Annotated in this window: 19 protein-coding genes and 1 pseudogene; 8 read left to right on the top strand and 12 right to left on the bottom strand. The window is 66.5% G+C overall.

Translation table 11 applies throughout. The features are described from left to right. Positions 1-25: 25 nt before the first annotated feature. Positions 26-830, top strand: a pseudogene (locus VML93_RS38610) (serine/threonine-protein kinase); the annotation flags it as partial. 50 nt (positions 831-880) lie between these two features. Continuing rightward, positions 881-3,532: an ATP-binding protein gene (locus VML93_RS16890; protein ID WP_414686381.1), complete on the top strand. Its 2,652-nt coding sequence runs from the start codon at positions 881-883 to the stop codon at positions 3,530-3,532. On the opposite strand, the gene VML93_RS16885 is transcribed toward VML93_RS16890, so the two are convergent. Genes VML93_RS16885 through VML93_RS16875 form a run of 3 tightly spaced genes read right to left on the bottom strand, consistent with a single transcriptional unit; the run spans position 3,533 to position 4,826 of the window. Next, positions 3,533-4,207, bottom strand: a complete 675-nt coding sequence (locus VML93_RS16885) for a GAP family protein (protein WP_325612364.1) — start codon at positions 4,205-4,207, stop codon at positions 3,533-3,535. Positions 4,208-4,228: 21 nt separating this feature from the next. Further along, positions 4,229-4,534: a hypothetical protein gene (locus VML93_RS16880; RefSeq protein ID WP_325612362.1), complete on the bottom strand. Its 306-nt coding sequence runs from the start codon at positions 4,532-4,534 to the stop codon at positions 4,229-4,231. Positions 4,535-4,541: 7 nt separating this feature from the next. After that, positions 4,542-4,826, bottom strand: coding sequence for a hypothetical protein (locus VML93_RS16875; RefSeq protein WP_325612360.1), 285 nt, complete (start codon positions 4,824-4,826; stop codon positions 4,542-4,544). Between the two features lie 212 nt (positions 4,827-5,038). On the opposite strand from VML93_RS16875, the gene alsS reads away from it, so the two are divergent. Genes alsS through VML93_RS16860 form a run of 3 tightly spaced genes read left to right on the top strand, consistent with a single transcriptional unit; the run spans position 5,039 to position 9,076 of the window. Further along, a complete protein-coding gene (gene alsS, locus VML93_RS16870) occupies positions 5,039-6,724 on the top strand; it encodes an acetolactate synthase AlsS (protein ID WP_325612358.1) in 1,686 nt (561 codons plus the stop codon). After that, positions 6,721-7,527, top strand: coding sequence for an acetolactate decarboxylase (gene budA, locus VML93_RS16865; protein ID WP_325612356.1), 807 nt, complete (start codon positions 6,721-6,723; stop codon positions 7,525-7,527). The genes alsS and budA overlap by 4 nt, the downstream gene beginning before the upstream one ends. Positions 7,528-7,579: 52 nt before the next feature. Further along, the gene (locus VML93_RS16860) at positions 7,580-9,076 is read left to right on the top strand and encodes a glycosyltransferase family 39 protein (protein WP_325612354.1); all 1,497 of its coding nucleotides are present in this window, start codon (positions 7,580-7,582) and stop codon (positions 9,074-9,076) included. Between the two features lie 12 nt (positions 9,077-9,088). Here VML93_RS16860 and VML93_RS16855 read toward each other — a convergent pair whose 3' ends face one another. From VML93_RS16855 to VML93_RS16830, 6 genes are all read right to left on the bottom strand, one after another. Next, positions 9,089-9,880, bottom strand: a complete 792-nt coding sequence (locus VML93_RS16855; protein WP_325612353.1) for a glycoside hydrolase family 16 protein — start codon at positions 9,878-9,880, stop codon at positions 9,089-9,091. Positions 9,881-10,060: 180 nt separating this feature from the next. After that, positions 10,061-10,930 carry an SDR family oxidoreductase gene (locus VML93_RS16850; protein WP_325612351.1) on the bottom strand — a complete coding sequence of 290 codons (870 nt, stop codon included), beginning with the start codon at positions 10,928-10,930 and terminating at the stop codon, positions 10,061-10,063. 13 nt (positions 10,931-10,943) lie between these two features. Beyond that, a complete protein-coding gene (locus tag VML93_RS16845) occupies positions 10,944-11,804 on the bottom strand; it encodes a MaoC/PaaZ C-terminal domain-containing protein (protein ID WP_325612349.1) in 861 nt (286 codons plus the stop codon). Next, positions 11,797-12,258 carry a type II toxin-antitoxin system Rv0910 family toxin gene (locus VML93_RS16840; protein WP_325612347.1) on the bottom strand — a complete coding sequence of 154 codons (462 nt, stop codon included), beginning with the start codon at positions 12,256-12,258 and terminating at the stop codon, positions 11,797-11,799. The genes VML93_RS16845 and VML93_RS16840 overlap by 8 nt, the downstream gene beginning before the upstream one ends. 16 nt (positions 12,259-12,274) lie before the next feature. After that, positions 12,275-13,465 (bottom strand): lipid-transfer protein, encoded by a 1,191-nt coding sequence (locus tag VML93_RS16835; RefSeq protein ID WP_325612346.1) that lies wholly within the window; start codon positions 13,463-13,465, stop codon positions 12,275-12,277. After that, positions 13,455-14,753, bottom strand: coding sequence for a cytochrome P450 (locus VML93_RS16830; protein WP_325612344.1), 1,299 nt, complete (start codon positions 14,751-14,753; stop codon positions 13,455-13,457). The genes VML93_RS16835 and VML93_RS16830 overlap by 11 nt, the downstream gene beginning before the upstream one ends. 88 nt (positions 14,754-14,841) lie before the next feature. On the opposite strand from VML93_RS16830, the gene VML93_RS16825 reads away from it, so the two are divergent. Further along, a complete protein-coding gene (locus VML93_RS16825; RefSeq protein ID WP_325612343.1) occupies positions 14,842-15,588 on the top strand; it encodes a MerR family transcriptional regulator in 747 nt (248 codons plus the stop codon). A gap of 93 nt (positions 15,589-15,681) precedes the next feature. After that, positions 15,682-16,302, top strand: coding sequence for a hypothetical protein (locus tag VML93_RS16820; RefSeq protein WP_325612384.1), 621 nt, complete (start codon positions 15,682-15,684; stop codon positions 16,300-16,302). A gap of 118 nt (positions 16,303-16,420) precedes the next feature. Here VML93_RS16820 and VML93_RS16815 read toward each other — a convergent pair whose 3' ends face one another. Then, positions 16,421-17,440, bottom strand: a complete 1,020-nt coding sequence (locus VML93_RS16815) for an NADP-dependent oxidoreductase (RefSeq protein ID WP_325612342.1) — start codon at positions 17,438-17,440, stop codon at positions 16,421-16,423. A 66-nt stretch (positions 17,441-17,506) separates the two neighbouring features. Between VML93_RS16815 and VML93_RS16810 the strand changes: the two genes are divergently transcribed. Continuing rightward, positions 17,507-18,211 carry a DUF3060 domain-containing protein gene (locus VML93_RS16810; RefSeq protein ID WP_325612340.1) on the top strand — a complete coding sequence of 235 codons (705 nt, stop codon included), beginning with the start codon at positions 17,507-17,509 and terminating at the stop codon, positions 18,209-18,211. A 260-nt stretch (positions 18,212-18,471) separates the two neighbouring features. Here VML93_RS16810 and VML93_RS16805 read toward each other — a convergent pair whose 3' ends face one another. Together VML93_RS16805 and VML93_RS16800 are read right to left on the bottom strand one after the other, a co-directional pair. Next, positions 18,472-21,642 carry an AAA family ATPase gene (locus VML93_RS16805; protein ID WP_325612338.1) on the bottom strand — a complete coding sequence of 1,057 codons (3,171 nt, stop codon included), beginning with the start codon at positions 21,640-21,642 and terminating at the stop codon, positions 18,472-18,474. 28 nt (positions 21,643-21,670) lie between these two features. After that, positions 21,671-22,054 (bottom strand): hypothetical protein, encoded by a 384-nt coding sequence (locus VML93_RS16800; RefSeq protein WP_325612337.1) that lies wholly within the window; start codon positions 22,052-22,054, stop codon positions 21,671-21,673. Positions 22,055-22,060: the final 6 nt, after the last annotated feature.

The raw sequence follows: 22,060 nt of genomic DNA, 5'->3' as shown, positions 1-22,060 counted from the left end.
TTCGCCGTTGCCTTGGGAGGACTCGGTGAAAGGGGCTCCGTTCGGACAGTACCGGCTGATCGACTTGCTTGCCCGGGGCGGCATGGGCGAAGTCTGGCGGGCGTACGACACGGCCACCGATCGCGTCGTGGCGCTGAAACTCCTTCCGACGCACTACGCAGCGGACGCAGTATTCAAAAAGCGCTTCCGCCGCGAGGCGCACGCGGCCGCCAGGCTGAGCGAGCCGCACGTGGTGCCGATCCACACCTACGGGGAAATCGAACGCCGACTTTTCGTCGACATGCGGCTGATCGACGGCCGCGACTTGCAGGCCGTCATCGCGGCCGGACCCCTGGAGCCGGCGCGTGCGGTGCTGATCATCGAGCAGACGGCGAAGGCCTTGCAGGCTGTGCATAATGCCGGTTTGGTGCATCGCGACGTCAAGCCGTCGAACATCCTGGTCACCGCCGACGACTTCGCCTACCTGATCGATTTCGGGATCGCACGCGTTACCGGCGAGGCCGGCCCGACGACCGCCGGCGGCGTGGTCGGGACGGTGCACTACATGGCGCCGGAGCGGTTCACCAAAGCGCCCGTCGACGCGCGCTCGGACGTCTATTCGCTCGCCTGCGTGCTGTACGTGTGCTTGACCGGCAGCTGCCCGTTTCCCGGCGACAGCGTCGAGCAGCAACTCGCCGCCCATCTCGGGGCACCGCCACCGCAGCCGTCGAGCGTCGGCCCGGTGCCGGTCGCCTTCGATGACGTCATCGCCAAAGGCATGGCCAAGGACCCCGGCGACCGGTATGCCACCGCCGTGCAATTGGCGCGGGCGGCCGGCGACGCACTCGCCACCTCGAATTCGCCTGTGGCTGTGCTGCGCCGGCCGAGCACCGTCGACATCATGCCGCACCCGGTGGAACGCCTACCAGAAAGCGCCGCCACCGTCACCGACCCGACGACCGACGGGCAGCCTCGATCGGGCGCGGTCGGGCACTCGTCGACCGGCATGCTGAGCCGTTCGGTCGAATTGCACGCGGTAACCCGCTTCTTGGTTTCGGCGAGCACCCGGGCCGCGGGATTGGTCATCGCCGGCGAGGCGGGCATCGGGAAGACCACGCTTTGGCAGGCCGCGGTCGACGACGCGGCCGACCGCGGGTTTCGGGTGCTCTCCGCGCGGGTGGGCGCCACCGAGTCGGCGCTGGCGTACGCGTCGGTGGCCGACCTGATCGCCGATATCGAGCAAGACGTCTTCGCTCGACTGCCGTCCCTGCAGCGCCTCGCCCTGGACCGGGTCCTGCTGCGGGACAGTGGTGACGGGCCGGTGACCGATCAACGCCTGGTCGCCGCGGCGTTCCTGTCGGTACTCGAACAGGTCTGCACGGATGCACCCGTACTGCTGGCGATCGACGATGTGCAATGGCTGGACGCCTCGAGCAAAGAGGCGCTGCTCTTCGCCGCGCGGCGGCTGAAAGGCCCGGTCGGTGTGCTGGTAGCCGAACGCACCGAATCGCCCACCGATGTCGCCACCTCCTGGCTGGAGCTGGGCAGGACCGACGCGGTCGAGCGAATTCATGTGCGCCCCATGGGTTTAGACGGCCTTAATGCGTTGATCACGGCAAAGATAGGTCGCACGCTGCCGTGGTCGAAGGTGGTGCGGATTGCCGAGATTTCCAACGGCAATCCGTTCTACGCGATCGAACTCGCGCGCGCCATGGGCGATGAATCAGCAAGCGGCGAGCTGGCATTGCCCGGCACGCTGACCGAGCTGGTGCGCCGCCGCATCGGTCGCCTGGAAGACGACGTGCGGGAGGTGTTGCTGGCCGCCGCATGCGTCTCCGATCCAACGGTGGAGCTGCTGGCGCAGGTCACCGGCACCAGCGTGGAACGGTCGGTCGAGTTACTCGAGGACGTCGAGGCCAACGGCATCGTGGTGATCGAGGGCAACCGCGTGCGGTTTTCGCACCCTCTGCTTGCCCGCGGCGTGTACACCGAGGCCAAGCCAGCCAGTCGCCGGCACACACACCGGGCCCTCGCCGAAGTCGTAGCGCTACCCGAGCTGAAGGCCAGACATCTCGCGCTGTCCGCCGCCAGCGCGCAACCGGAAATCATGCAAGCACTCGATGATGCCGCGGTCGCGGCTCGGGCCAGGGGCGCACCGGCGGCCGCGGCCGAGCTGCTGGATATGGCGATCCGACTCGGCGGCGACAAACCGGGGCGTTGCATACGCTCTGCCGGTTACCATTTCGAAGCCGGCAATACCATGCAAGCCCGAGCCGAGCTGGAGTCCGTCATGGACCGGGTACGGCCGGGCCCGCTGCGGGCGCTGGCGCTGAACCTGCTTGCCGGAATCATGGTCTACGACAACAAAATTGCCGACGCCGCAGATCTGCTCAAGCGCGCGCTCGACGACGCCGCCGGCAACCCCGCGATGCTGGTCCGCACCCTGCTCATGTTGTCGTTCACCGAGGAGAACATCGGCGAGTTCGACGAGTCGTTGCGGCACGCCCGACAAGCGGTGACGCTCGCCGACGAACTGGGCTTCCCGGCGATCACGAGTCAGGCGCTCACCAATTGGGTTCAGACCAGCTTCCAGCATGGCCCGGGGCTCGACCAGGACGCACTGGATCGGGCACTCGAACTGGAAGACCGCAATATCGATGCGCCAATCACCTTCCGCGCCAGCGTTATGCAACCGCTGATCTTCGCCTGGACCGGGCGCCTCAAAGAGGCCCGAATCCAAATGCTGGCATTACGTGAACGATTCGTCGCACACGGTGCCGAGCGAGACCTGATGGCCGTCTCGGGATACTGCGCGTTGATCGACGTATGGCGCGGCAGCTTCGACGAGGCCGCAGCCAACGCCGCGGATGCGTTCCAAAGGGGCGAACAGCTCGGCGGTGGCGACATTCTCGACATCCCGCTGACCATCCGGGCCGTGGTGTGCGCCTACACCGGCCGGGTCCGCGAGGCCCGCGCCGACGCGGAAATGGTCATCGAGGGCGCACGGCGCTGCGGCGCACCGCGCCTGGCCGAATGGCCAATCAGGACACTGAGTTTCTTGGACGTGTCGCTCGGCAACTACGCGGACGCACTGATGACGGTGGCGCCGCTGCTCACCGAGTTCGACACGATGCCCACTCCGGAGATTTATTGCGCCTGGCACATCCCGGATGCGGTCGAGGCTATGGTCGCGCTCGGCTATCTCGACGACACGGTGCCGTTGATCGAGTCACTGGAACGGCATGGCGCCAGACTCAACCGATCCTGGATGCTGGCGGTCGGCGCTCGGTGCCGCAGCATGTGGCTGGCCGCCCGCGGTGATACCGACGCGGCCGAGCAGATGGCGCAGCAGGCGATGACCGAGCACAACGCGCTGCCTATGCCGTTCGAACGCGCCCGAACCCAGATTCTGCTAGGGCAACTCCAGCATCGACGCGGTCACCAGGACGAGGCCGCCGCGACGCTGCGTGAGGCATTACGCACCTTCGAGGACATGGGAACACCGCTGTGGGCTCAACGCGTCCGGGCCGAACTGGCACGCGCCACCCGCTAGCTACGACAGCGCGTGAATTCCGTTGTAGAGCACCATGAGACCGATCACGACGAGGACGACCGCCGTCAGCGCGGCATCGTTTTGCTCCATCCAATTCTTCAAGCGCGCCAGCGGTTCGTCGAGACGCTCACCGGCACCCAGGTAGGCCACGATCGGGATCGCGACAGACGACGCGGCAACGACGACGAAGATCGCGACGCATACCCAGACGCCCGCGACTTCTAGCCGGCCGCTGCCGATGGCCAATCCGGCCGCCACGCAGAGGAGCGACACATCGGGCCTCACCACCGCCAACACCAGCCCGGTTATGCCCGCCCGCGGCGGGGAGATGCTGGCAAACGAACGCATCCAGCGCGGCGATCCGCTCTCGCGTTTCCGGGTCAGCCACCGGACGATACCGAACACGATCAACAGCGACCCCAAGACCACGCGCACCCACGACACCCAGTGCGGCGGCGACTTGTGCATACCGCCCAGCGCACCGGACGCCGCCACGGAAAGCGCCGTCACCGCGATCAGGCCCGATAGCCAGCCGCCGAGAAAGGCGAGACTGCTCGGCCGCGGCCGCGGCGCCTGTAGGACCAGCACCGCCGGGATGATCGACAGCGGTGAGAGCGAGATAACCAGCCCGAGCGGAATGAGCCCGGCCGTTACTGAAACCCAGCTTCCTGCCACGAGCAGCAATCATCGCATTGACTAGCGCTGCTGGCGCAACGTCCACGCGGGTACCCAGTGCGTCACGGTTTTCCGCTTGGATCCGTACGCGATCGGATAGGTCACCAGCCCCCACCAGTCGCCCTGCTCGCAAACACCCCAGCAGCTCAACCGCCCCTCGACCACCTTGTGCAGCTGCAGACCGTTGGGCTGGTACCGGCCGGAGCGGTGCGGCTCGCGCGGGAAGAGCACCGTCAGGTCAACCAGCACCGTGACCGGAGGACGCACCACCCGAAACGGGTTGCGGACCGGCTGCCCGTTGTACCCGATCGACCCGAGCGGAGCCATTTATCGATCATACGTTCGAATCCGCTGCCGGGGAGAGCTTGGCGACCAGCGAACTGCCGACAATGCCGGCGACGACCATGCCGATTCCGACCCCCTCGGACACCGCCCCGGTCGACCACCCGAAGATGCCCGCGACCAGGACGAAGCTCGGCAGCCAATCGATCAGCTTGACCATCGACGGCGCCGGTTCGTCGGGCGTCTCCCCCGCCGCCGGAGCCGCCTTGGCGGCGGCGTGGCCCGGATAAAACTCGGTCAACGCGACCGCGACGAAGATCGCTGCCAACTGCAGCACGCACCGCCGAGAGCAGCATCGTCAGCAACGACGTGCCCAGGGCGATGCAGACGGCCAGTTCGAAGTGGCCCGGCGTGGAGAACACCGAGAGCAGCACCCACGGCGCCAAGCCGGAGAACGGCGACTTCAGCAAACCGTCGACGCCGCTTCCCGCCTTGTCAAGACTCGGCACGACAAGACTGTAAGGCATAGTTGCGGCCACAATCATCGGTATGGCAAACAGCGGTGCCGTGCGCAGCGCGCAGAAAATCGTCGACGTGCTGTCGGCGCAGGGCGTCGAATACATCTTCGGGGTGCCGGGCGCCAAGATCGACGCGGTGTACGACGCCCTCGTCGACGGCGGGCCGCAATTGGTGGTTTGCCGCCACGAACAGAACGCGGCGTTCATGGCCCAGGCGATCGGCCGGCTCACCGGTGTCCCCGGCGTCGTGCTGGTGACGTCCGGTCCGGGCACCACCAACCTGGCCACCGGGCTGCTGACCGCCAACACCGAGCAGGATCCGGTGGTGGCGCTGTGCGGCGCCGTGAGCCGCGAGGACCGGCTCAAGCGCACCCATCAGTCGATGGACGCCGCTGCGCTGCTCAAGACGGTCACCAAGTTCACCGGCGAGGTCAACGACCCCGACAACGTCGCCGAGACGCTCGTCAGCGCGTTCCGTGCCGCGATCGCCGAGCCGCGCGGCGCGACGGCCGTGGTACTGCCGGCCGATGTGCTGGCCGCATCGACCACGGCGGGTATCACGGCCCGGCTGCCGATTCCCCCGCTCGCCGCCGCCCCGCCCCCGGCGATCGTCGAGGCCAGTCGGCTGATCCGCGACGCACAACGTCCGGCGCTGTTGGTGGGGGCGCGCGGCGCCGATCCCGAAAGCTGCGCGGCGCTGCGTGCCCTCGTCGAGGCCACCGGGTTGCCGGTGGTGGAGACCTTCCAGGCGGCCGGCGTGATCTCGCGCGCACTGGAAGACCGCTACCTGGGCCGGGTGGGGCTATTCCGCAACCAGCCGGGCGATCTCGTCGTCGACCACGCCGACGTGCTGATCGCCGTCGGCTACGACGCGGTGGAGTACGACCCCGCGTTGTGGAACACCGACCGACACCTACAGGGACGCTCCGTCGTGCATGTCGACTCGCTGCCCGCCGACATCGACAACAGCTATCAACCCACGCTGGAGCTGCGCGGCAACGTCGCCGAAACCCTCAGGGCACTGAATGCGTGCCTGGTGGATCACCTCTCGCTGACCCCCGAATATCAGGCGCAGATCGCCACGCAGCGCGACGCCCTGGCCGACATCGACACCGCCGCGCTGAACCGCCCGCCACAGGGCTCGGGGCTCAACCCGGTAGCCGTGCTGTTACGGCTGCGCGAGGAACTCGACGACAACGCCACCATCACCTGCGACGTGGGGTCGGTGTACATCTACATGGCCCGGCACTTCCGCGTCTACCAGCCGCGACGGCTACTGTTCTCCAACGGGCAGCAAACCCTGGGGGTCGCGCTGCCCTGGGCGATGGCGGCCTGCCTGGTACGGCCCGGCTCCCACGTCGTCTCGGTCTCCGGCGACGGCGGTTTCCTGTTCTCCGCACAGGAATTGGAGACGGCGACCCGCCTGGCACTGACGTTCACTCACATCATCTTGCGCGACAACACCTACGATATGGTGGCCTTCCAGGAAGTCATGAAATATGGGCGCAAATCCGGCGTGCAGCTCGGCGACTACGACATCGTCTCGTATGCAGCGGCATTCGGCGCCCACGGCTACCGGGTGAGGACCATGGACGAATTCGGCACCACGCTGCGACGGGCATTGGCCGAGCCGGGCCCCTCCTTGATCGACGTTCCCGTCGACTACAGCCGCAATATCGAGCTGGCCGCCCACCTGCACGACGATCCGTTCGAATGACCTCGCCCGGCACACCCAGCGCACCTGAACGGTTCCGCCGTTGGGCTGCAACACTTCTCGCCCACCAACGGGCACATCATCCGGCAACGGCCGGCCATGACGACGAGGTGTATCAGTTCTCGACCATCAGCGCTCTGCTCGACGGCGTCTACGACGGCGACGTCACCGTCGCGCAGATCCTGCGACACGGCGACTTCGGCCTCGGCACGTTCAACCGCCTGGACGGTGAGATGGTCGTCCTCGACGGCGTCTGCTACCGGCTGCGAGCCGACGGCACCGCCACCCCGGCGGCGCCAACCGATCTGACGCCCTTTGCGGCGGTGACCCGATTTCACGCCGACACCGAGATCGCGATCCGAAACCGCACCGACCGCGCCGGCGTCATCGCCGCCGTCGACCACCAGATCGCCAGCGCCAACCTGATCTATGCCGTCAAGGTCACCGGGCGCTTCGCCGTGCTGCACACCCGCACCGTGATGGCCCAGCACCAGCCCTATCCGCCCCTGACGGAAGCGACCGAGGGGCAGGCCGAAACCCGGACCACGGATGCGATCGGAACCCTGGTCGGGTTCCGCACCCCCGACTTCGAGCAGGGCATCTCGGTGGCCGGCTACCACCTGCACTTCCTGGACAGCGACCGCACCGGCGGCGGCCACGTGCTCGACTTCGAACTCGAACACGGCCAGATCGCCATCAGCGGCGCCTCCGAGCTGCACCTGAGCCTGCCCACCACCGGAGCGTTTCTGGGCGCCCAGCTATCCGCAGCTGACCTGCATGAACAGATCAAGAAGGCGGAAGGCTAGCGGCGCGTCGAGGCGAACACTGCGCGCTGAACGGCTCTGGCAACATAGCGGTGTGTCGCGGCGTCTGGATCCGTTGATCGCCTGCGTGCTGGCCGCCGCGGTGAGTCTGGCCGGCGCCGCCCGTCCGTCTTTCTGGTACGACGAAGCCGCAACCATTTCGGCGTCGTACAGCCGATCGCTTGGTCAGCTGTGGCAGATGTTGGGCAACGTCGACGCGGTGCACGGCCTGTACTACCTGTTCATGCACGGCTGGTTTCAGATCTTTCCGCCCACCGAGTTCTGGTCGCGCGTGCCCAGCGGTCTGGCCGCGGGCGGTGCGGCGGCGGGAATCGTGGTGCTGGGCAAGCAGTTCTCGTCTCGCACCGTCGCTCTGAGCGCCGGAGTTTTGTGCGGAATCTTGCCGCGGACGACCTGGGCAGGTATCGAGGCTCGCCCCTACGCGATGTCGATGATGGCCGCCGTGTGGCTGACCGTGCTGCTCGTCGTCGCTGCCCGTCGTGAAAGCCGTTGGATCTGGCTGTGTTACGGGATTGCCCTGGCGCTGGCGGTGCTGCTCGAAGTGTATCTGGTGCTGGTGCTGCTGGCGCACGTCGTCTACATGTGCGCTTTCCTGCGCCGTCAAAAGGTCCTGATCCAGTTCGCCGTCACGTCGGTTCTGACTGTTTGCGCCTTGGCGCCGTTCGTGATTGAGGTCGTTGGCCAGGTTCACCAGGTCAAATGGATCGCGCCGATCGGCCACCGAACGATCGAAGACGTGCTGGTTCAGCAATACTTCGAAAGAAGCCCCGCGTTCGCGCTGTTGTCCGCGATCGTGCTAGCAGCGGCTATTGCCTTGTGGCTCTTCACATCCGCGAAACTCGCGCAGACAGATCGGCAACTGCTGACGTTAGCGGGTGCCTGGATCGTGATACCGACCGCCCTCGTCGTCACCTTGTCGGCGCTGACTCACCCGGTCTACACGCCGCGTTACCTGTCCTTCACCGCACCGGCGATGGCACTGGTCCTGGGGGTCTGTGTCGGCGCATTGGCGGTCAGACCGTGGGTGGCGGTGGCTCTGGTGAGCCTTTTCGCCGTCGCTGCCGCGCCGAATTACGTTCGTGTGCAAAGTAACCCGTACGCTAAATACGGCATGGACTACAGTCAGGTCGCCGATCTGATCACGGCACAGGCAGCACCGGGTGATTGCCTGCTCGTCAACGACACCGTGACCTTCATGCCTGCCCCGATGCGACCGTTGCTGGCGGCGCGCCCTGATGCCTATCGGAAGCTGGTCGACCTCACCCTTTGGCAGCGCGCCACGGACCGCCGCGATGTCTTCGACACCAACCTGATCCCGGAGGTTGTCGCCAGGCCGTTGAGTCGGTGCCGCGTGGTATGGATCATCACCCAAGCCGACAAGTCGATGCCCGCGCACGAGCAGGGTGTGGCGATTCCGCCCGGCCCGGTCTACGGCCCGACACCCGCTTTCGCGGTTCCGCACGACCTGGGCTTCCGGCTCGTCGAGCGCTGGCAGTTCAACCTGGTTCAGGTGATCAAGGCGGAGAAATAGCGTCGGCTAATGCTAATAGATCCGGATGTAGTCGATCAGCATGGCCGCCGGGAATTGACCCGCCGCCGGGTCGCCTGCGCCGACCCCACCGACCGCGAGGGTGAACATCGGAGTCATCCAGTAGCCGGGATTGTTGAACGGCCACCGCAGGTCACCCGGAGCGCCGCCATGCACCTGGATGGGCTTCGGCGGAACACTGAAGTACGGTGCACCGTCTCGCGAGAACTTGAATCCGTCCTCACCCCAATGCATTTGCCATACGTGCCAGTTGCCGTCGACCAGACCGGGGATCGATTTGCCTTCCCACGTCTTCCCGTTGGATGCCGCGTGGACCGTGGTCCCCGCCGGCCAGCTGCCGTTGCCGTACCACTCGAAAATGTCGACCTCACCGTCTGGCAGCGGATCCTCGTTGACACCCCAGAACGAGGGCCACAGGCCGACGGTCAAGCAGTCCAGCTTGATCTTCGCTTCCCAGGTCTGGTTGATCATGCTCCGAAAGTTGCCGCGCAGTTTGCCGCTGTAGTAGGTGCCCATCTCCTGGGTTGCCATCAGGACGAGGTTGGACTTGCCGTCCTGGAACACGTTTCGGCGATCGTTGCGGTATATCCCGTCGACCGGCGGGAACACGTCGTCCTGCCAGGTCTGCACTGTCCATTTGGCGGGATCGGGGCCTGAGCCGGCAGGGCCGTCGAACTCGTCGTTGAAGATGTAGGGCCCGGCTTGGGCCTCCGGAATGTTCGGGACGCCGACCGCAGCAGCAAGCATTCCCATCCCCGCCATCGTCAACATGCTGCGACGATCCATACACAAACCACCCATCAATCGACCGGGACGTCCGACTCGGCGCCATCCCCTAGCAACTTTCGCAAACGCTGTTATACAACCATGCGTCAGGGGGCGACCGCATCCGCATCCGGCCGTTCCCGCTCGTCTGAAGTGGATTTCTCGCGCACCGCCAGGCGTCTGGCTGGACATACCCGCCGGTCAGTGTGGTAGCCGCGCGGCGATGTCCTCGATCTGCCAAAGTGCGTCGGTTTCGATGGTCGCGACGTCGTGCCACCCCCCGAGCTGGGAAATCGCACCGCCCTGGACGGCATACACATGGCCGGTTATCGGGCAGTTCTCCATCGCCAGGTAGGCGACCAGCGGCGAAATGTTAGCCGGCGAGAACAGGTCGAAGCTGCCGTCGTCCGGCTCGGCCATCAGGTTGCCCATCCCCGGCGTGGCCAGCGTCAACCGGGTGCGCGCGATCGGTGCGATGGCATTGACCCGCACTCCGTAGCGGTCCAGTTCGGCGGCCGCGACCAGTGTCAGCGCCGCGATCGCGGCCTTGGCCGCGCCGTAGTTGGCCTGGCCTGGATTGGGCAGCGTGGTCCCCGACCCGGACGCGGTGTTGATTACCGCCGCCTTGGGCCGGTCACCGGCCTTGGTCCGCGCCTTCCAGTACTCGGCGGCATGGCGCAGGGTGGCGAAGTGCCCCTTGAGGTGAACGGCGATGACGGCGTCCCATTGGGACTCGTCCAGCCCGGGGATGAAGGAGTCGCGCAGGATGCCTGCGTTGTTGACCAGGACGTCGAGCTGGCCGAACTCACTGACGGCTTGCTCCACAAGGCTTTTCGCTCCATCCCAATCGGAGACGTTCGCGTTGTTGGCCACCGCGCGGCCACCGGCGGCGACGATCTCGTCGACGACTTCGGATGCCGGTCCCGCGTCGGAGCCTTCGCCGGTGTTGTCGCCGCCCAGGTCGTTGACCACCACCGCGGCGCCTTCGGCGGCGAACAGCAGTGCGTGTTCCCGGCCGATGCCACGCCCGGCACCGGTGATGACGGCGACGCGTCCCTCTAAAACTCCCACTTTCTGCCTTCCTTCAGTCCGCGATTTCGGCTAGTCCGTCGGTGAGCACCAGATCCTCGCCGCGAACGGTCTCGAAGGCAAAGCTGGTGACTCCAGCGGACGACCCGGTGCGCCAGATGTGCGTCTCGATGTCGTCTCCGGGCAGCACCATCTTCGAGAACCTGACGGCAAAGCGCTTGAGCCTGTTCACATCCGAGTCGGCCAGCTCGGTCAGCAACGCCCACGAAGCGAATGCCATCGTGCACAAGCCGTGGGCGATGATGCCGGGCAGCCCGGCGGCCTTGGCCACTTCCTCGTCGAGGTGGACCGGCATCGGGTCACCCGAGGCCTGCGCGTACCGGAACGTCTGGTCGGCGTCGACGTGCTGGGTGACCTTGGCGACGGGCGCCTGCCCCCGCAGTCCGGCGTCGAACTTATGGCCGGGGCCGAGCTCGCCGACCTTCTTGCCGGCGTCGAACTTGCGCACGAAGCAGGTCGCGTACTGCTCGTTGACCAGCTCCCCGTCGAGCGAACGGCATTCCATCAGGATCGTCGCACGGGTCCCGTTGGGCAGACCCTCGTATCCGATCATCTTGGCCCGCGACAACAACTCTTCACCCGGCCGAATCGCCCGGTGGAAGCGAAAGTCCTGCTCTCCGTGTACCACTCGAGGGATCAGTTCCACCGGCATGACATCGACGGCCGGGCTGAGCATGGCATCGAACACCGGGACGATCGCGAACACCGGCGGCGCCGCGGCGCCACTGCGGTGCGCCTCGATGGGATCGTTGGTGGCCGCGGCGTATTCGGCAACCCGCTCCGGGGTGACCACGAACCGCTCCTCGTCGGTCCACCGGCAGAGCCCACTGTCGTCGAATGCCACCTCGTCAGGCATGCTCCCCCCCGCCGACCCCATGCGACACCGCAACCGCGTCCAGTTGCTCGAGAGTCTTGTCGAGCTGCTTCATCCCGTCCTTCTCCACGGCCTTGCCCAGTGCACCCTTGATCAAAGCACCCTCGAAGTCGCCGGCGACAGTGAAGTTCGATCCACCGTCGGCCGGGTCGATGCTGAACGTGAAACGCGCCTTGACCCCGGCCATTCCGGTGCCCGACATCACCATTCTGCTGGGCGCATTCATTTCCTCGACGGTCCACTCGATCTTGTTGGCCATGCCGAGCATGACGATCTTCGCGGTGAGCGTGTCGCCCTCGGTGAGCACGGCCGGCGCCTCGCCGAGCCAGCGCTCGTGGACGGTGAACCACTTGTCCCAGGACCCTGGGTCAGCGACGGTGGCCCACAGATCCGCCGGGTCGGCCGCCAGCGTGCGACTGGCTTCGATGTGTCCCATATGTGGTTCCCTCCTGCTATCGCTCGGCCCGCTGGTAAGCGGTGACGACGGCAGCGCCGCCGAGCCCGATGTTGTGTTGCAGCGCTGCGCTGACGCCCTCGACCTGCCTTTTGTCGGCGGTGCCGCGCAGCTGCCAGGTCAGCTCCGCGCACTGCGCCAACCCGGTGGCACCCAACGGATGCCCCTTGGAAATCAGCCCGCCCGACGGGTTGACCACCCAGCGCCCGCCGTAGGTGGTGTCGCCGTTGTCGATCAATTTGGGCGCTTCTCCTTCGCCGCACAATCCGAGGGCCTCGTAGAGCAGCAGTTCGTTCGCGGAGAAGCAGTCGTGCAGTTCGATGACCTGAAAGTCGCTGGGCCCCAGTCCACTCTGCTCGTACACACTGCGGGCCGCGGCCACGTTCATGTGGTGGCCGATCAGTGCCTTGCAGGTGCCGTCGAAGCTGTCGGCGAAGTCGGTGGTCATCGCCTGCCCGACGATCTCGACGGCTTGGGCGGCCAGGTCGTGTTCGTCGACGAATCGCTCGCTGGCCAGGATGGCCGCGCCCGATCCGTCCGACGTGGGCGAGCACTGCAGTTTAGTCAGCGGGTCGTAGATCATTCGAGCGGCCAGGATGTCGTCGAGGGTGTACTCGTCCTGGAACTGGGCGTACGGGTTGTTCACCGAGTGTTTGTGGTTCTTGTACCCGATCTTGGCGAAATGCTCGGCGGTAGAGCCGTATTCGCGCATGTGTTCACGGCCGGCCGCCCCGAACATCCAGGGTGCGGGCGGAAACAGCACTTCGGAGATCTCGGCCATCGCCAGGATGTGCTTCTCCATCGGTTGCGCCCGGTCGTCATAGGTCGATCCCAGCGAGCCCGGCTGCATCTTCTCGAAGCCCAGCGCCAGTGCACAGTCGGCCAGTCCTCCGCGAATTGCCCTGGCGGCCAGGAACAGTGCCGTCGAACCCGTCGAGCAGTTGTTGTTGACGTTGACCACCGGGATGCCGGTCATGCCGAGTTCGTAGACCGCGCGCTGTCCCGAGGTGGACTCGCCGTAGACGTAGCCGACGTAGGCTTCCTGAACCTCTCGATAGTCGATGCCCGCGTCCGCCAATGCATTTCCACCCGATTCGCGGGCCATGTCGGGATAGTCCCAGCCCTCGCGGCGGCCGGGCTTCTCGAACTTCGTCATTCCGACGCCGACGATAAAAACCCTATCTGCCATGCAGACTGACCTCCATCCGTTTCAATCCCCGCAGTGAGCTGTTGGTCGTCCACTCCGGCGCACCGACCACATCGATGCGGTCCACCCGCTCGACCAGCTCGCGCAGCACCGCCTTGCCCTCCATGCGGGCCAGTCCGGCGCCCAGACACAGGTGGACACCGGATCCGAACGCGACGTGGTTGGTGGGATTGCGTGCGGCGACAAAGGCGTCGGGGTTGTCGTAGACGCGCGGGTCACGGTTGGCGGCACCCCACAGCAGGGCGACGCGGGAGTCGGCGGGGATGACGGCGTCGCCAACATGGTAGTCGCGCAGCGCAGTTCGGTAGAAGCCCTGGATCGGCGAGATATACCGCAGCAGCTCCTCGATGGCGCTGCCGAGTAATCCGTCGGGATCGGCGCGGATCTGTTCGAACTGGTCGGGATGCTGCGACAGGACCAGGAACATGGCGCCGAGCAGGTTGGTCGTCGTCTCGTTCCCCGCCAGCAGCAACAGGAGCACGAAGAAGAACATCTCGTCGGCGGTGATCTCACCGTCTTCGGTGTTGGCGACCAGCCGCCCCATCACGGTGTTCTCGCCCAGCAACGCGCCTCTTTCGAGTTGGGTCTGAAAGTAGGTGTGTAACTGGCGGACTCCGTAGCAGGTGGGGGCGATCTGACTCAGCCCGCGCGGCGTCGACTGGACGTTGGCCACCCGGATGGCCTCGTTGGACCAACGCCGGAAGAACTTCTCGTCTTCGGGTGGGACGCCCAGGATGTAGGCGATCATCCGCATCGGCATCGGCACCGCCAGCGACCGCACGACATCGGCTCCCGGCCGTTCGAGCAGGCCCGTCACCAGTTCGCGGGCCAGCCGATCCACCATCGGCTGCCAGCTGTGCAGCGCCCCGCGCGCGAAGGCCGGTTGCACCTTGCGCCGCAGCTCGGTGTGCCTCGGGCGATCCAGGTGCAGCAGAATCGGCGCCTCGACGCGCGAGCGCACCACGCCCTCCCGGCTGGACAGCAGCGCGTCGGCGCGGGCGGCCGTGCGGACGTCATCGTGCCGGCTAAGGATGAAAATGCCTCGGCGGCGGTTGAAGTGGACCCGCGGGCCCGCCAGCAGCTCCCGGTAACCGGGGTAGGGATTGGCCGCCGTGACCGGGTCGAAGGGATCGAACGCCGTGTCCGCGACACCCGGATACGTCCGGTGCGAGAACTTCGCCGCAATGTCGACGCTGAGGTTCTTCACCAGCCCCTTGGCGATGGACGGCAAGACCGACCGGGCCAGGCGTGCGTCGTATTTCACCACCATCGCAGGCCCCTTGTCCGCGCCCCAATTGTTACGGTTTGAACCGTAACGGTCAGTTCCGTAACAGTCAACGGTGTAATCTTCCGAGCTAATGGAGCTTACGATCGACCAGCTTGCTCAGCGCGTCGCGATGACGGCGCGCAATATCCGCGAGTGGCAAACGCTGGGCCTGATCCCTCCGCCCGAGCGGCGCGGGCGCGTCGGTGTGTACTCCAGCGAGCACGTCGCGCTGATCGAGCGGGTCAAGCAGCTACGGACGCAGGGCCTCTCACTCGACATCATCCGCAAGCTGATCGAACGCAGCAGCGACTCGGAGGACCAGGTCCGCAATCTGGCGACCCAGGTGTTGAGTCCATTCGCCGCCAGCTTGCCGGCGAATATGCCGCGCGCGGAGCTGGCCGAGCGACTGGGCGAAGCGGCGGAGGAGGCGCTGGCCCGGTTGGGGCTGATCGCCGATGTCGACGACGACACGGTCGCCGTCCGCGATCTCGCGATGCTGACCGAGATCGAGCAGATGGTGGCGGCGGGCATGACCTTGGACCGCCTGGTCGACACCCTGCTCGAGGTCGACCGGCATCAGCACGAGATCGCCGACCTGGTCCTGCAGATGTATGTCAATGACGTGTGGAATCCGTTCGTCGAATCCGGGTTCGCCACGCCGGGCTGGGCCGATATCGCCGAAAATGCAACCCGGACAAGACCTCTGGCGATGACACTGCTGTCCCGGATGCTGCAGAGCGCGCTCGACGACGTGGCGGCCAAGATCATGGTGGCGCAGTCAGACAGGTCGCGCGAAAGCCTCGACACCGACGCGCCGGGCCAAGCCTCCAGCGCATAGGCCATCAACGCAGTTGACACCGGTGCGATCGCTGGTATCAAGGAAGTTGATATATCGGTGACAGTCGTCATCACAGGAAAGGAAGCAGTGGACATGTTCGGTGGTGGATTCTTCGGTGGTGGCCCCGGCTTTGGCGGGCCTGGTTTCGGCGGACCCGGTTTCGGGGGTCCCGGCTGGGGTGGCGGTCCCGGGGCCGGCGGCCCCGGCTGGGGTGGCGGTCCCGGCTGGGGCGGCGTTCCCGGCTTCGGCAAGCATGGCCGGGGCCCGCTCAAGCGCGCGGCCTTCGGCACCGCCGCGATGCTGCTCGACGGGCCGGCTGACGCGGCGCAGGTCGTGCAGCGGGTCTCCGACAAGACCGACGGTGCGATCACCCCGCCGCAGGAGATGGCCGACCTCGCCATCGGACTGCTCGCCGGTCGCGGCGTGGTGACCGTGGACAACGGCGTCGCCACCCTGACCGAGTTCGGCCAGAACCTGCTGGCGTGGCGCGGTGTCACCAGCGAGACCGCTCAGGCATTCCTGTCCCGCGCAGCCAAGTTCGGCGATGTCTTCAAGATCCGCAGGACGCTCTTCGAAATCGCGGGACTGGCCCGCACCATCGTCTGGACCGGCACCGACGAGCAGAAGCAGCAGCTCGCCGAAACCCGGACCAAAGTGCTGGAAGCCCTGACCGACGCCAAGAAGACCCTGCATCGCGTCCTGGCGGAAGACTAGGCCTGAATTGGGCGGTGGTAGGGCGGCCGGCGTGAACTGACGGCCCGCGCGACAATCCGCGATAATCCGCGATAATCCGCGATAATCGTTGTGCGGCAAGGTAACCGGTGGTGCGGCCCTACCCGCTGGTCGGTTCGCTGAGCTTGACCAGCGTCTTGCCGATGTTGGCGCCGATGAACAGCCCGTTGAGGGCGTCGACGCAGGATTCGATGCCCTCGAAAATGGTCTGCCGGTGCCGCAGGCGTCCCTCGGCCTCCCACTGACGGAGGTTGGCGAATGCCTCGTCGAAGCGGCCCCACTGGTGCAGGGAGTTGAAGCCCTGCATCAGCGCGGTCTTGGACAGCAGGTTCACATAGTTCGCCGGCCCGGGGTGGTCTCCGGTCAGGTAGCTGGAGATGACGCCGCAGAGCACAACGCGGGCATTGTGGTTGAGCCGACCGAGCACCGCGTCGAGGATGGGCCCGCCGACGTTGTCGAAGTAGACGTCGACGCGTCGGGGGCAGTGCTCTTTGAGCGCCGCGGGCAGGTCGTCGTTCTGGTAGTCGATGCACGCGTCGAACCCGAAGTCCTCGACCACCGCGCGGCACTTCTCCGGCCCGCCCGCGATGCCCACCACCCGGGCTCCGGCGATCTTGGCGATCTGCCCCGCCACCGATCCGGTGGCGCCGGCGGCCGCCGAGATCACCACCGTCTCCCCGCCGCGCGGCCGGCCGATGTCGGTCATCCCGAAGTAGGCGGTGGCACCGGTCGGGCCGTACACCGACATGATCGCCAGCTGGTCGTCCTCGCCGGGGATCGGCGTGCTGAACACGTCGTCGCGGATGATCACGTACTCCTGAAAGCCGGTCAGCGTGGTGACCACATCGCCGACGGCATAAGCGGCACAGCGCGTCTCGACCACTTCGCCGATCCCGGCGGCACGGATCACCTCGCCCACTTGCACCGGCGGCAGGTACCCGGGCTGGTCGTCGAGCCAAGTGCGGGCGGCGGCGTCGATCCCCACATAGGTGGTGCGAAGCAACGCCTCGCCCTCGGCGGGCTGGGGTGCCGCCGACGTGATCAGCTGGGTGTCACCGGGCTCGACCAGACCGGTGGGACGGCGACGCAACAGGATCTGGCGGTTCGGCAAATCGGGCACCCTCCGAAACTACAGAGGAAGCAAACAACAATGTAAGAACGAACCGCCGTGTGGGAGCATCTGTGCATGAAGCCAGACGATGACCCGGAAGATCGGATCCGGCAGCTGGAGCAACCGTTGGCCGATTACGCACGGGCGTCCGAACTGGGTGGAACTCAACCGCCCGGCTACGCCTACACACCGCCACCGCCACCGCCCCCGTACGGCTCGTATCCTCAAGGCCTCCCCTACTCCGGCGCAGCGCCGAGATCGTCCTCGGGCAGTCGAGTCATTTGGGTCGTGGCCGCGTTTGTGGTCATTGGGGTACTGGTGCTGATCGGCGGGATCTTCGCCGTCGCCACGCACCGCTTCTCGCATGGCGGGTCGGTCGCGCCGACGACCCCGAGCGCTGGACCGGCCAGCGCTGCGCCCAGGACCGTCCCGAGCATCGCGCTGCCTCCCATTCCCTCCGTTGCCATCCCGACCATCCCCAGCGCGCCGACCGCGCCGTCAGGCGGCCCACCCGCCGGCGGCACCATCACCGTCAGCGGCGTCAGCGAGAGTCGGACCATTGCCTGCAGCGACAACATCGTCAACGTCAGCGGGGTGTCCAACATTGTCACGATCACCGGCCACTGCGCCAGCCTCACCGTGTCCGGCGTGAAGAACTCGATCACCGTCGACGCTGTCGACACGATCACGGCCTCCGGTCTGCAAAACCAGGTGACGTATCACTCGGGCTCGCCGAAGATCACCAAGTCCGGCCAGTCGAACGTCGTCCAGCAGGGCTGAATTCGTAGCGATCGCCTGATTGACTTCGCGGCCCGCGCCGAACGTGTAACTGCTGCGAAAAATCGGCTCAAAACCACACCCTCACTACAGTCTCGGCGAGCCGGCCGCCCGCATGCCCAGGCCGCACGCGCCGAGACTGAACTGAGGCCGCCGAAACTGCACACAGATCGCGATTGGCCTCAAAAAACCGACCTGAGAGCACATTCGGCGAAAGGCCCGGTGGCAAGCGCGGCGCAGCACGGCGACGCAGGTCGCCACCGTCAAGCGCCGAGCATTTCTTCGGCCTGCGCCAGATATCCCTCGAACTCGGCCTCTTTCGCCTTGTCCCGGAAGCGCTTTGAGAATTGCCGATACCCGTCGTCGTCACCCCGCGCCCGCGCCAGCAGCGCGCGCAGCCGCAGTATCGGGAGCTGGTGCAGCACGAATCCAGGTTCTGTCGGTACCGCCTCGAGGGTGTCGACCGCGCGTTCGGCGTCTTCGAAATCGGCAGCGGAGCCGCGCGCCAGCAGCGCCTCGACCAACGCCGTTGTGGCAGGGCCGCGGAAAATCATCTCCCCGGTGTCAAACTGCTGGGCCAGAACCCCGTTGGCCAGCTCGATCGCGCCGTCGATGTCCCCGGATCGGGCGCGCTCGCGGGCGAATTCGATAACGGACATTCGGCGCAGCGTCATGGTCAGCTGTTCGGTCACGAGCATCTGTTTGGCCTGCGCCAGATATTCCAGGCCACTGGCTTCAGAATCCTTGTGCAACAAGGCGATAGCGCAATTAATCAGCGCGTAGGCGACGGCGACGTTGTCGCCGGATTGCCGGGCGACTTCCAGCGACTCGTCCGCCAGAGCCAGGTCTCGCGCAGTGGGCTGGATGGCGCCGTTCTGGATGGCGGCCGCGTACTTGTACAGCTGCACAAACGACCGGGCGGCGTCGTCGGCCGTCCGGGCCAGCACGATTCCGGCCCTGAGGTCCTCCCGCCAGCCCGACCGTCCCAGGCACATCTCGGCGGCACCGCGCAGCGTGAGCGCCCAGGCCAGCGGCGATCCGATCACGAAGTCACCCATGGTGGCGTCGCCGTCGGCGATGTCGATAACCCGTTGGGCCAACCGCAGACTCTCGGTCGCCTCGCCCGCTTCCCATTTGGCCTGAGCGGCCGCGTAGAACAGCCCGACCGTCATCGCCGGGTCGCCGATCGACTCGACGAGGGTGGCGAACTCCGACGCCATGGTCGCCGCCTCGCGATGGCGCGCATTGAACGTCAGTGTGGTCAGGTGCCCGGCCATTCCGACGGCGAGTGACTTCTTGTCGCCGGCGACGGTGGTGAGTTCCCGCAATTCGTCGAAGCCGGTGTCGGCCGGCGTGCCACCCACCTGAAAAGCGCTGCCGCACAATAGCGCCCGCGGCGCGATCCGCATGGCCAGGCGATCGGCGTCGTCGCCGGGCAGTTGGTCGGCGACAAGCAGCGCCTGCTGCCAACTCTTCCGGGCCGCCCGGATGTCCCGCGCGCCATACCAGGTCGCCGCCTGCATGTGCCAGTCGAACGCATCCCGCAGGTCGCCGGCGGCCGCGTACTGGGTGGCGACGACGGCCGCCTCCTCGCCGGTGAACCCACCGTGCGTTCGTTGCATCACCGCGGCCACCCGACGGTGGAAGTCGGACCGCCCGGCCTTCAATTGCGATTCATATGCCACCGCCTGGATGAGCGGATGGCAGAACGCGTAGGTGGCGTGCGGGGTGAACGCGACCTGTTCGACGAGCTCGGCCTCGATCAGCGGCGCCAGATCCGGTGAGTCCAGCAGGGACTCCAGCAATTCGGAATCGAACTGTGCGCCGATGACGGCGGCCGCGTTCAGGGTGAGCTTCGCGGCAGCGCTGAGCCGATCGATGCGGGCGCCGATAATCGCTTGCACACTGGCCGGCACGTGGATATCCCGCACCTCCCGCACGCACACATAGGCGCCCGGCCCGCCCGAGAGTTCACAACGCTCGGCCAGATCGCGCACGATTTCTTCGGCACAGAACGGCAGGCCCGCCGCTCGTTCGGCGATCACGCTCGACAGTCCGAGCACCGAAGGATGCTCACCCAGCAGCCCTTTGATCAACTCTGCGATTTCCGAATCACTCAGCGGCACAAGCGAAAAGGCATGAGCACCGGCGATGCATGACAGGGTCCCGGAATATTCGGGCCGGTAGGCGACGATCAGTACCGCCTGCATTGCGGGTATCGCCGCCGCGAAGTCGGCGAGCAGCGCCTCGCTGACGCTGTCGATCCACTGGACGTCCTCGATGACGTAGACCGCGGGCTCCGTGCGTGCCAGCGAGATGGTGTTGATGAGGTCGAGCAGGCGGCGACGGCGCGCGTCCGGACTGACATCGGGCAACGGTGCATCGGTGTCGCGGATGCCGAGCAGGTCGTCGAGCAGCAGCAAGTCCTGCGCAGCGGCGTCGGGAATTTTGCTGCGGACCCGCGCCCGCGCCAGTTCGAGCGTGAGATGGCCGATCCCGAAGACGGTGCGCAACAGCCGGGAGACGACGTAGAGCGGGATCTCCCGAGTGTGGGATTCGCAATAGGTGACGAACACTTCGAAACCGCGCTTGCGCGCCTCGCCGGCCGACTCGCGGACCAGCCTGGTCTTGCCGACGCCCGGCTGACCCGTCACCGTGATGACGCTCCCGGCGCCGTCGGCGGCCCGGTCCAGTAACGCCGCGACGGCGTCCTTCTGCGATTGGCGTCCCACCAACTTGGACTCATGCCGGGTCTTACGGCGCCGGTCGACATCAGTGGACAGCAGCAGACGCGCCGGCACACCGGTGTCGACACCCTTGATCTGCACGTTCTCGCGCTCTCCCAGGACGACCCGATCCTCGACGAGCCGAGCCGTCGATTCACTGAGCATCACGCCGCCCGGGGGCGCAACCGATTCCATCCGCTGGGCCATGCCGACGTGTTCACCGACCGCCGTGTAACCCAGGTGGGTGGCGCCGACTTCGCCGGCGATCACCGGGCCGGAGTTCAGGCCGACGCGCACCCGCAGGTCGATCCCGTCCCGGCGGCCCACCTCGACAGCCAGCCGCTGAGCGTCTTGCTGGATGTCCATTGCCGCCAGGCATGCGCGAAACGCATGATCCTCCAATGCGATTGGCGCACCGAAGAGCGCCATGATCCCGTCGCCGGTGAACTTGTCCACGATCCCGCCGTAGCGTTGCACCACGGCCACCGACTGCTCGACCAGTTCGGTCATCACCTCACGCAGCCGCTCCGGACCCAGCGACGCGGCGATGTCCATCGACCGCACCACGTCGGCGAAGAGCACGGTGACTTGTTTGTATTCGGCCGGCTCAGCGACCAGCGTCAGCGGGGTGCCGCACGCATCGCAGAACCGCGCACCCTGGCGGGGCTCGGTGCCGCATACGTGGCACCCCAACGGTGTTGCGGTCACGATCCAAGAGGATATGCCGCAAATCGGGTCAGGTGGGCTCTTCGGGGTCGTCGAGGACGCTGGCCGCTATGCCATACGGCAGAAACCGCACCTTGCGCTTGGCATCCACGTTGTCCTTGTTTGCCCGCAGCGCGTCGAGTTCGGTGGCATACACCTGCTCGACGCGGGCACCGCCGTCGCCCGCCACCGTGTAGATGGCCCACACACCGTCCCCGGCCTCCCCGGCGGTTTCCGGCGCCGGCCGCGAACGCCGGGACAGGTCCTCGAATACCGCCGACCAGCCCGCCCGGCCCGACGGAGCACCCAGGAACCTGCCGATCCGCTCGAACGCGTCGCGCAGCCCCTCGCTGCCCTCCCTGATCACCCGATCAAAGTCGTCGGGATCAAACCCGAACGCACCGTAGTCGCCCACGCGACC

Origin of the sequence: Mycobacterium sp. (assembly GCF_035499775.1) — a bacterium.
Taxonomy (GTDB): domain Bacteria; phylum Actinomycetota; class Actinomycetes; order Mycobacteriales; family Mycobacteriaceae; genus Mycobacterium.
This window is presented reverse-complemented; position numbering and strand designations above follow the sequence as displayed.

Bases quoted from the DNA above. Each gene is read 5' to 3' on its own strand.
- VML93_RS16890 (WP_414686381.1), top strand. From the start codon at position 881: ATGCCGCACCCGGTGGAACGCCTACCAGAAAGCGCCGCCACCGTCACC.
- VML93_RS16880 (WP_325612362.1), bottom strand. From the start codon at position 4,534: ATGGCTCCGCTCGGGTCGATCGGGTACAACGGGCAGCCGGTCCGCAAC.
- alsS (WP_325612358.1), top strand. From the start codon at position 5,039: ATGGCAAACAGCGGTGCCGTGCGCAGCGCGCAGAAAATCGTCGACGTG.
- budA (WP_325612356.1), top strand. From the start codon at position 6,721: ATGACCTCGCCCGGCACACCCAGCGCACCTGAACGGTTCCGCCGTTGG.
- VML93_RS16855 (WP_325612353.1), bottom strand. From the start codon at position 9,880: ATGGATCGTCGCAGCATGTTGACGATGGCGGGGATGGGAATGCTTGCT.
- VML93_RS16845 (WP_325612349.1), bottom strand. From the start codon at position 11,804: ATGCCTGACGAGGTGGCATTCGACGACAGTGGGCTCTGCCGGTGGACC.
- VML93_RS16840 (WP_325612347.1), bottom strand. From the start codon at position 12,258: ATGGGACACATCGAAGCCAGTCGCACGCTGGCGGCCGACCCGGCGGAT.
- VML93_RS16835 (WP_325612346.1), bottom strand. From the start codon at position 13,465: ATGGCAGATAGGGTTTTTATCGTCGGCGTCGGAATGACGAAGTTCGAG.
- VML93_RS16830 (WP_325612344.1), bottom strand. From the start codon at position 14,753: ATGGTGGTGAAATACGACGCACGCCTGGCCCGGTCGGTCTTGCCGTCC.
- VML93_RS16825 (WP_325612343.1), top strand. From the start codon at position 14,842: ATGGAGCTTACGATCGACCAGCTTGCTCAGCGCGTCGCGATGACGGCG.
- VML93_RS16820 (WP_325612384.1), top strand. From the start codon at position 15,682: ATGTTCGGTGGTGGATTCTTCGGTGGTGGCCCCGGCTTTGGCGGGCCT.
- VML93_RS16810 (WP_325612340.1), top strand. From the start codon at position 17,507: ATGAAGCCAGACGATGACCCGGAAGATCGGATCCGGCAGCTGGAGCAA.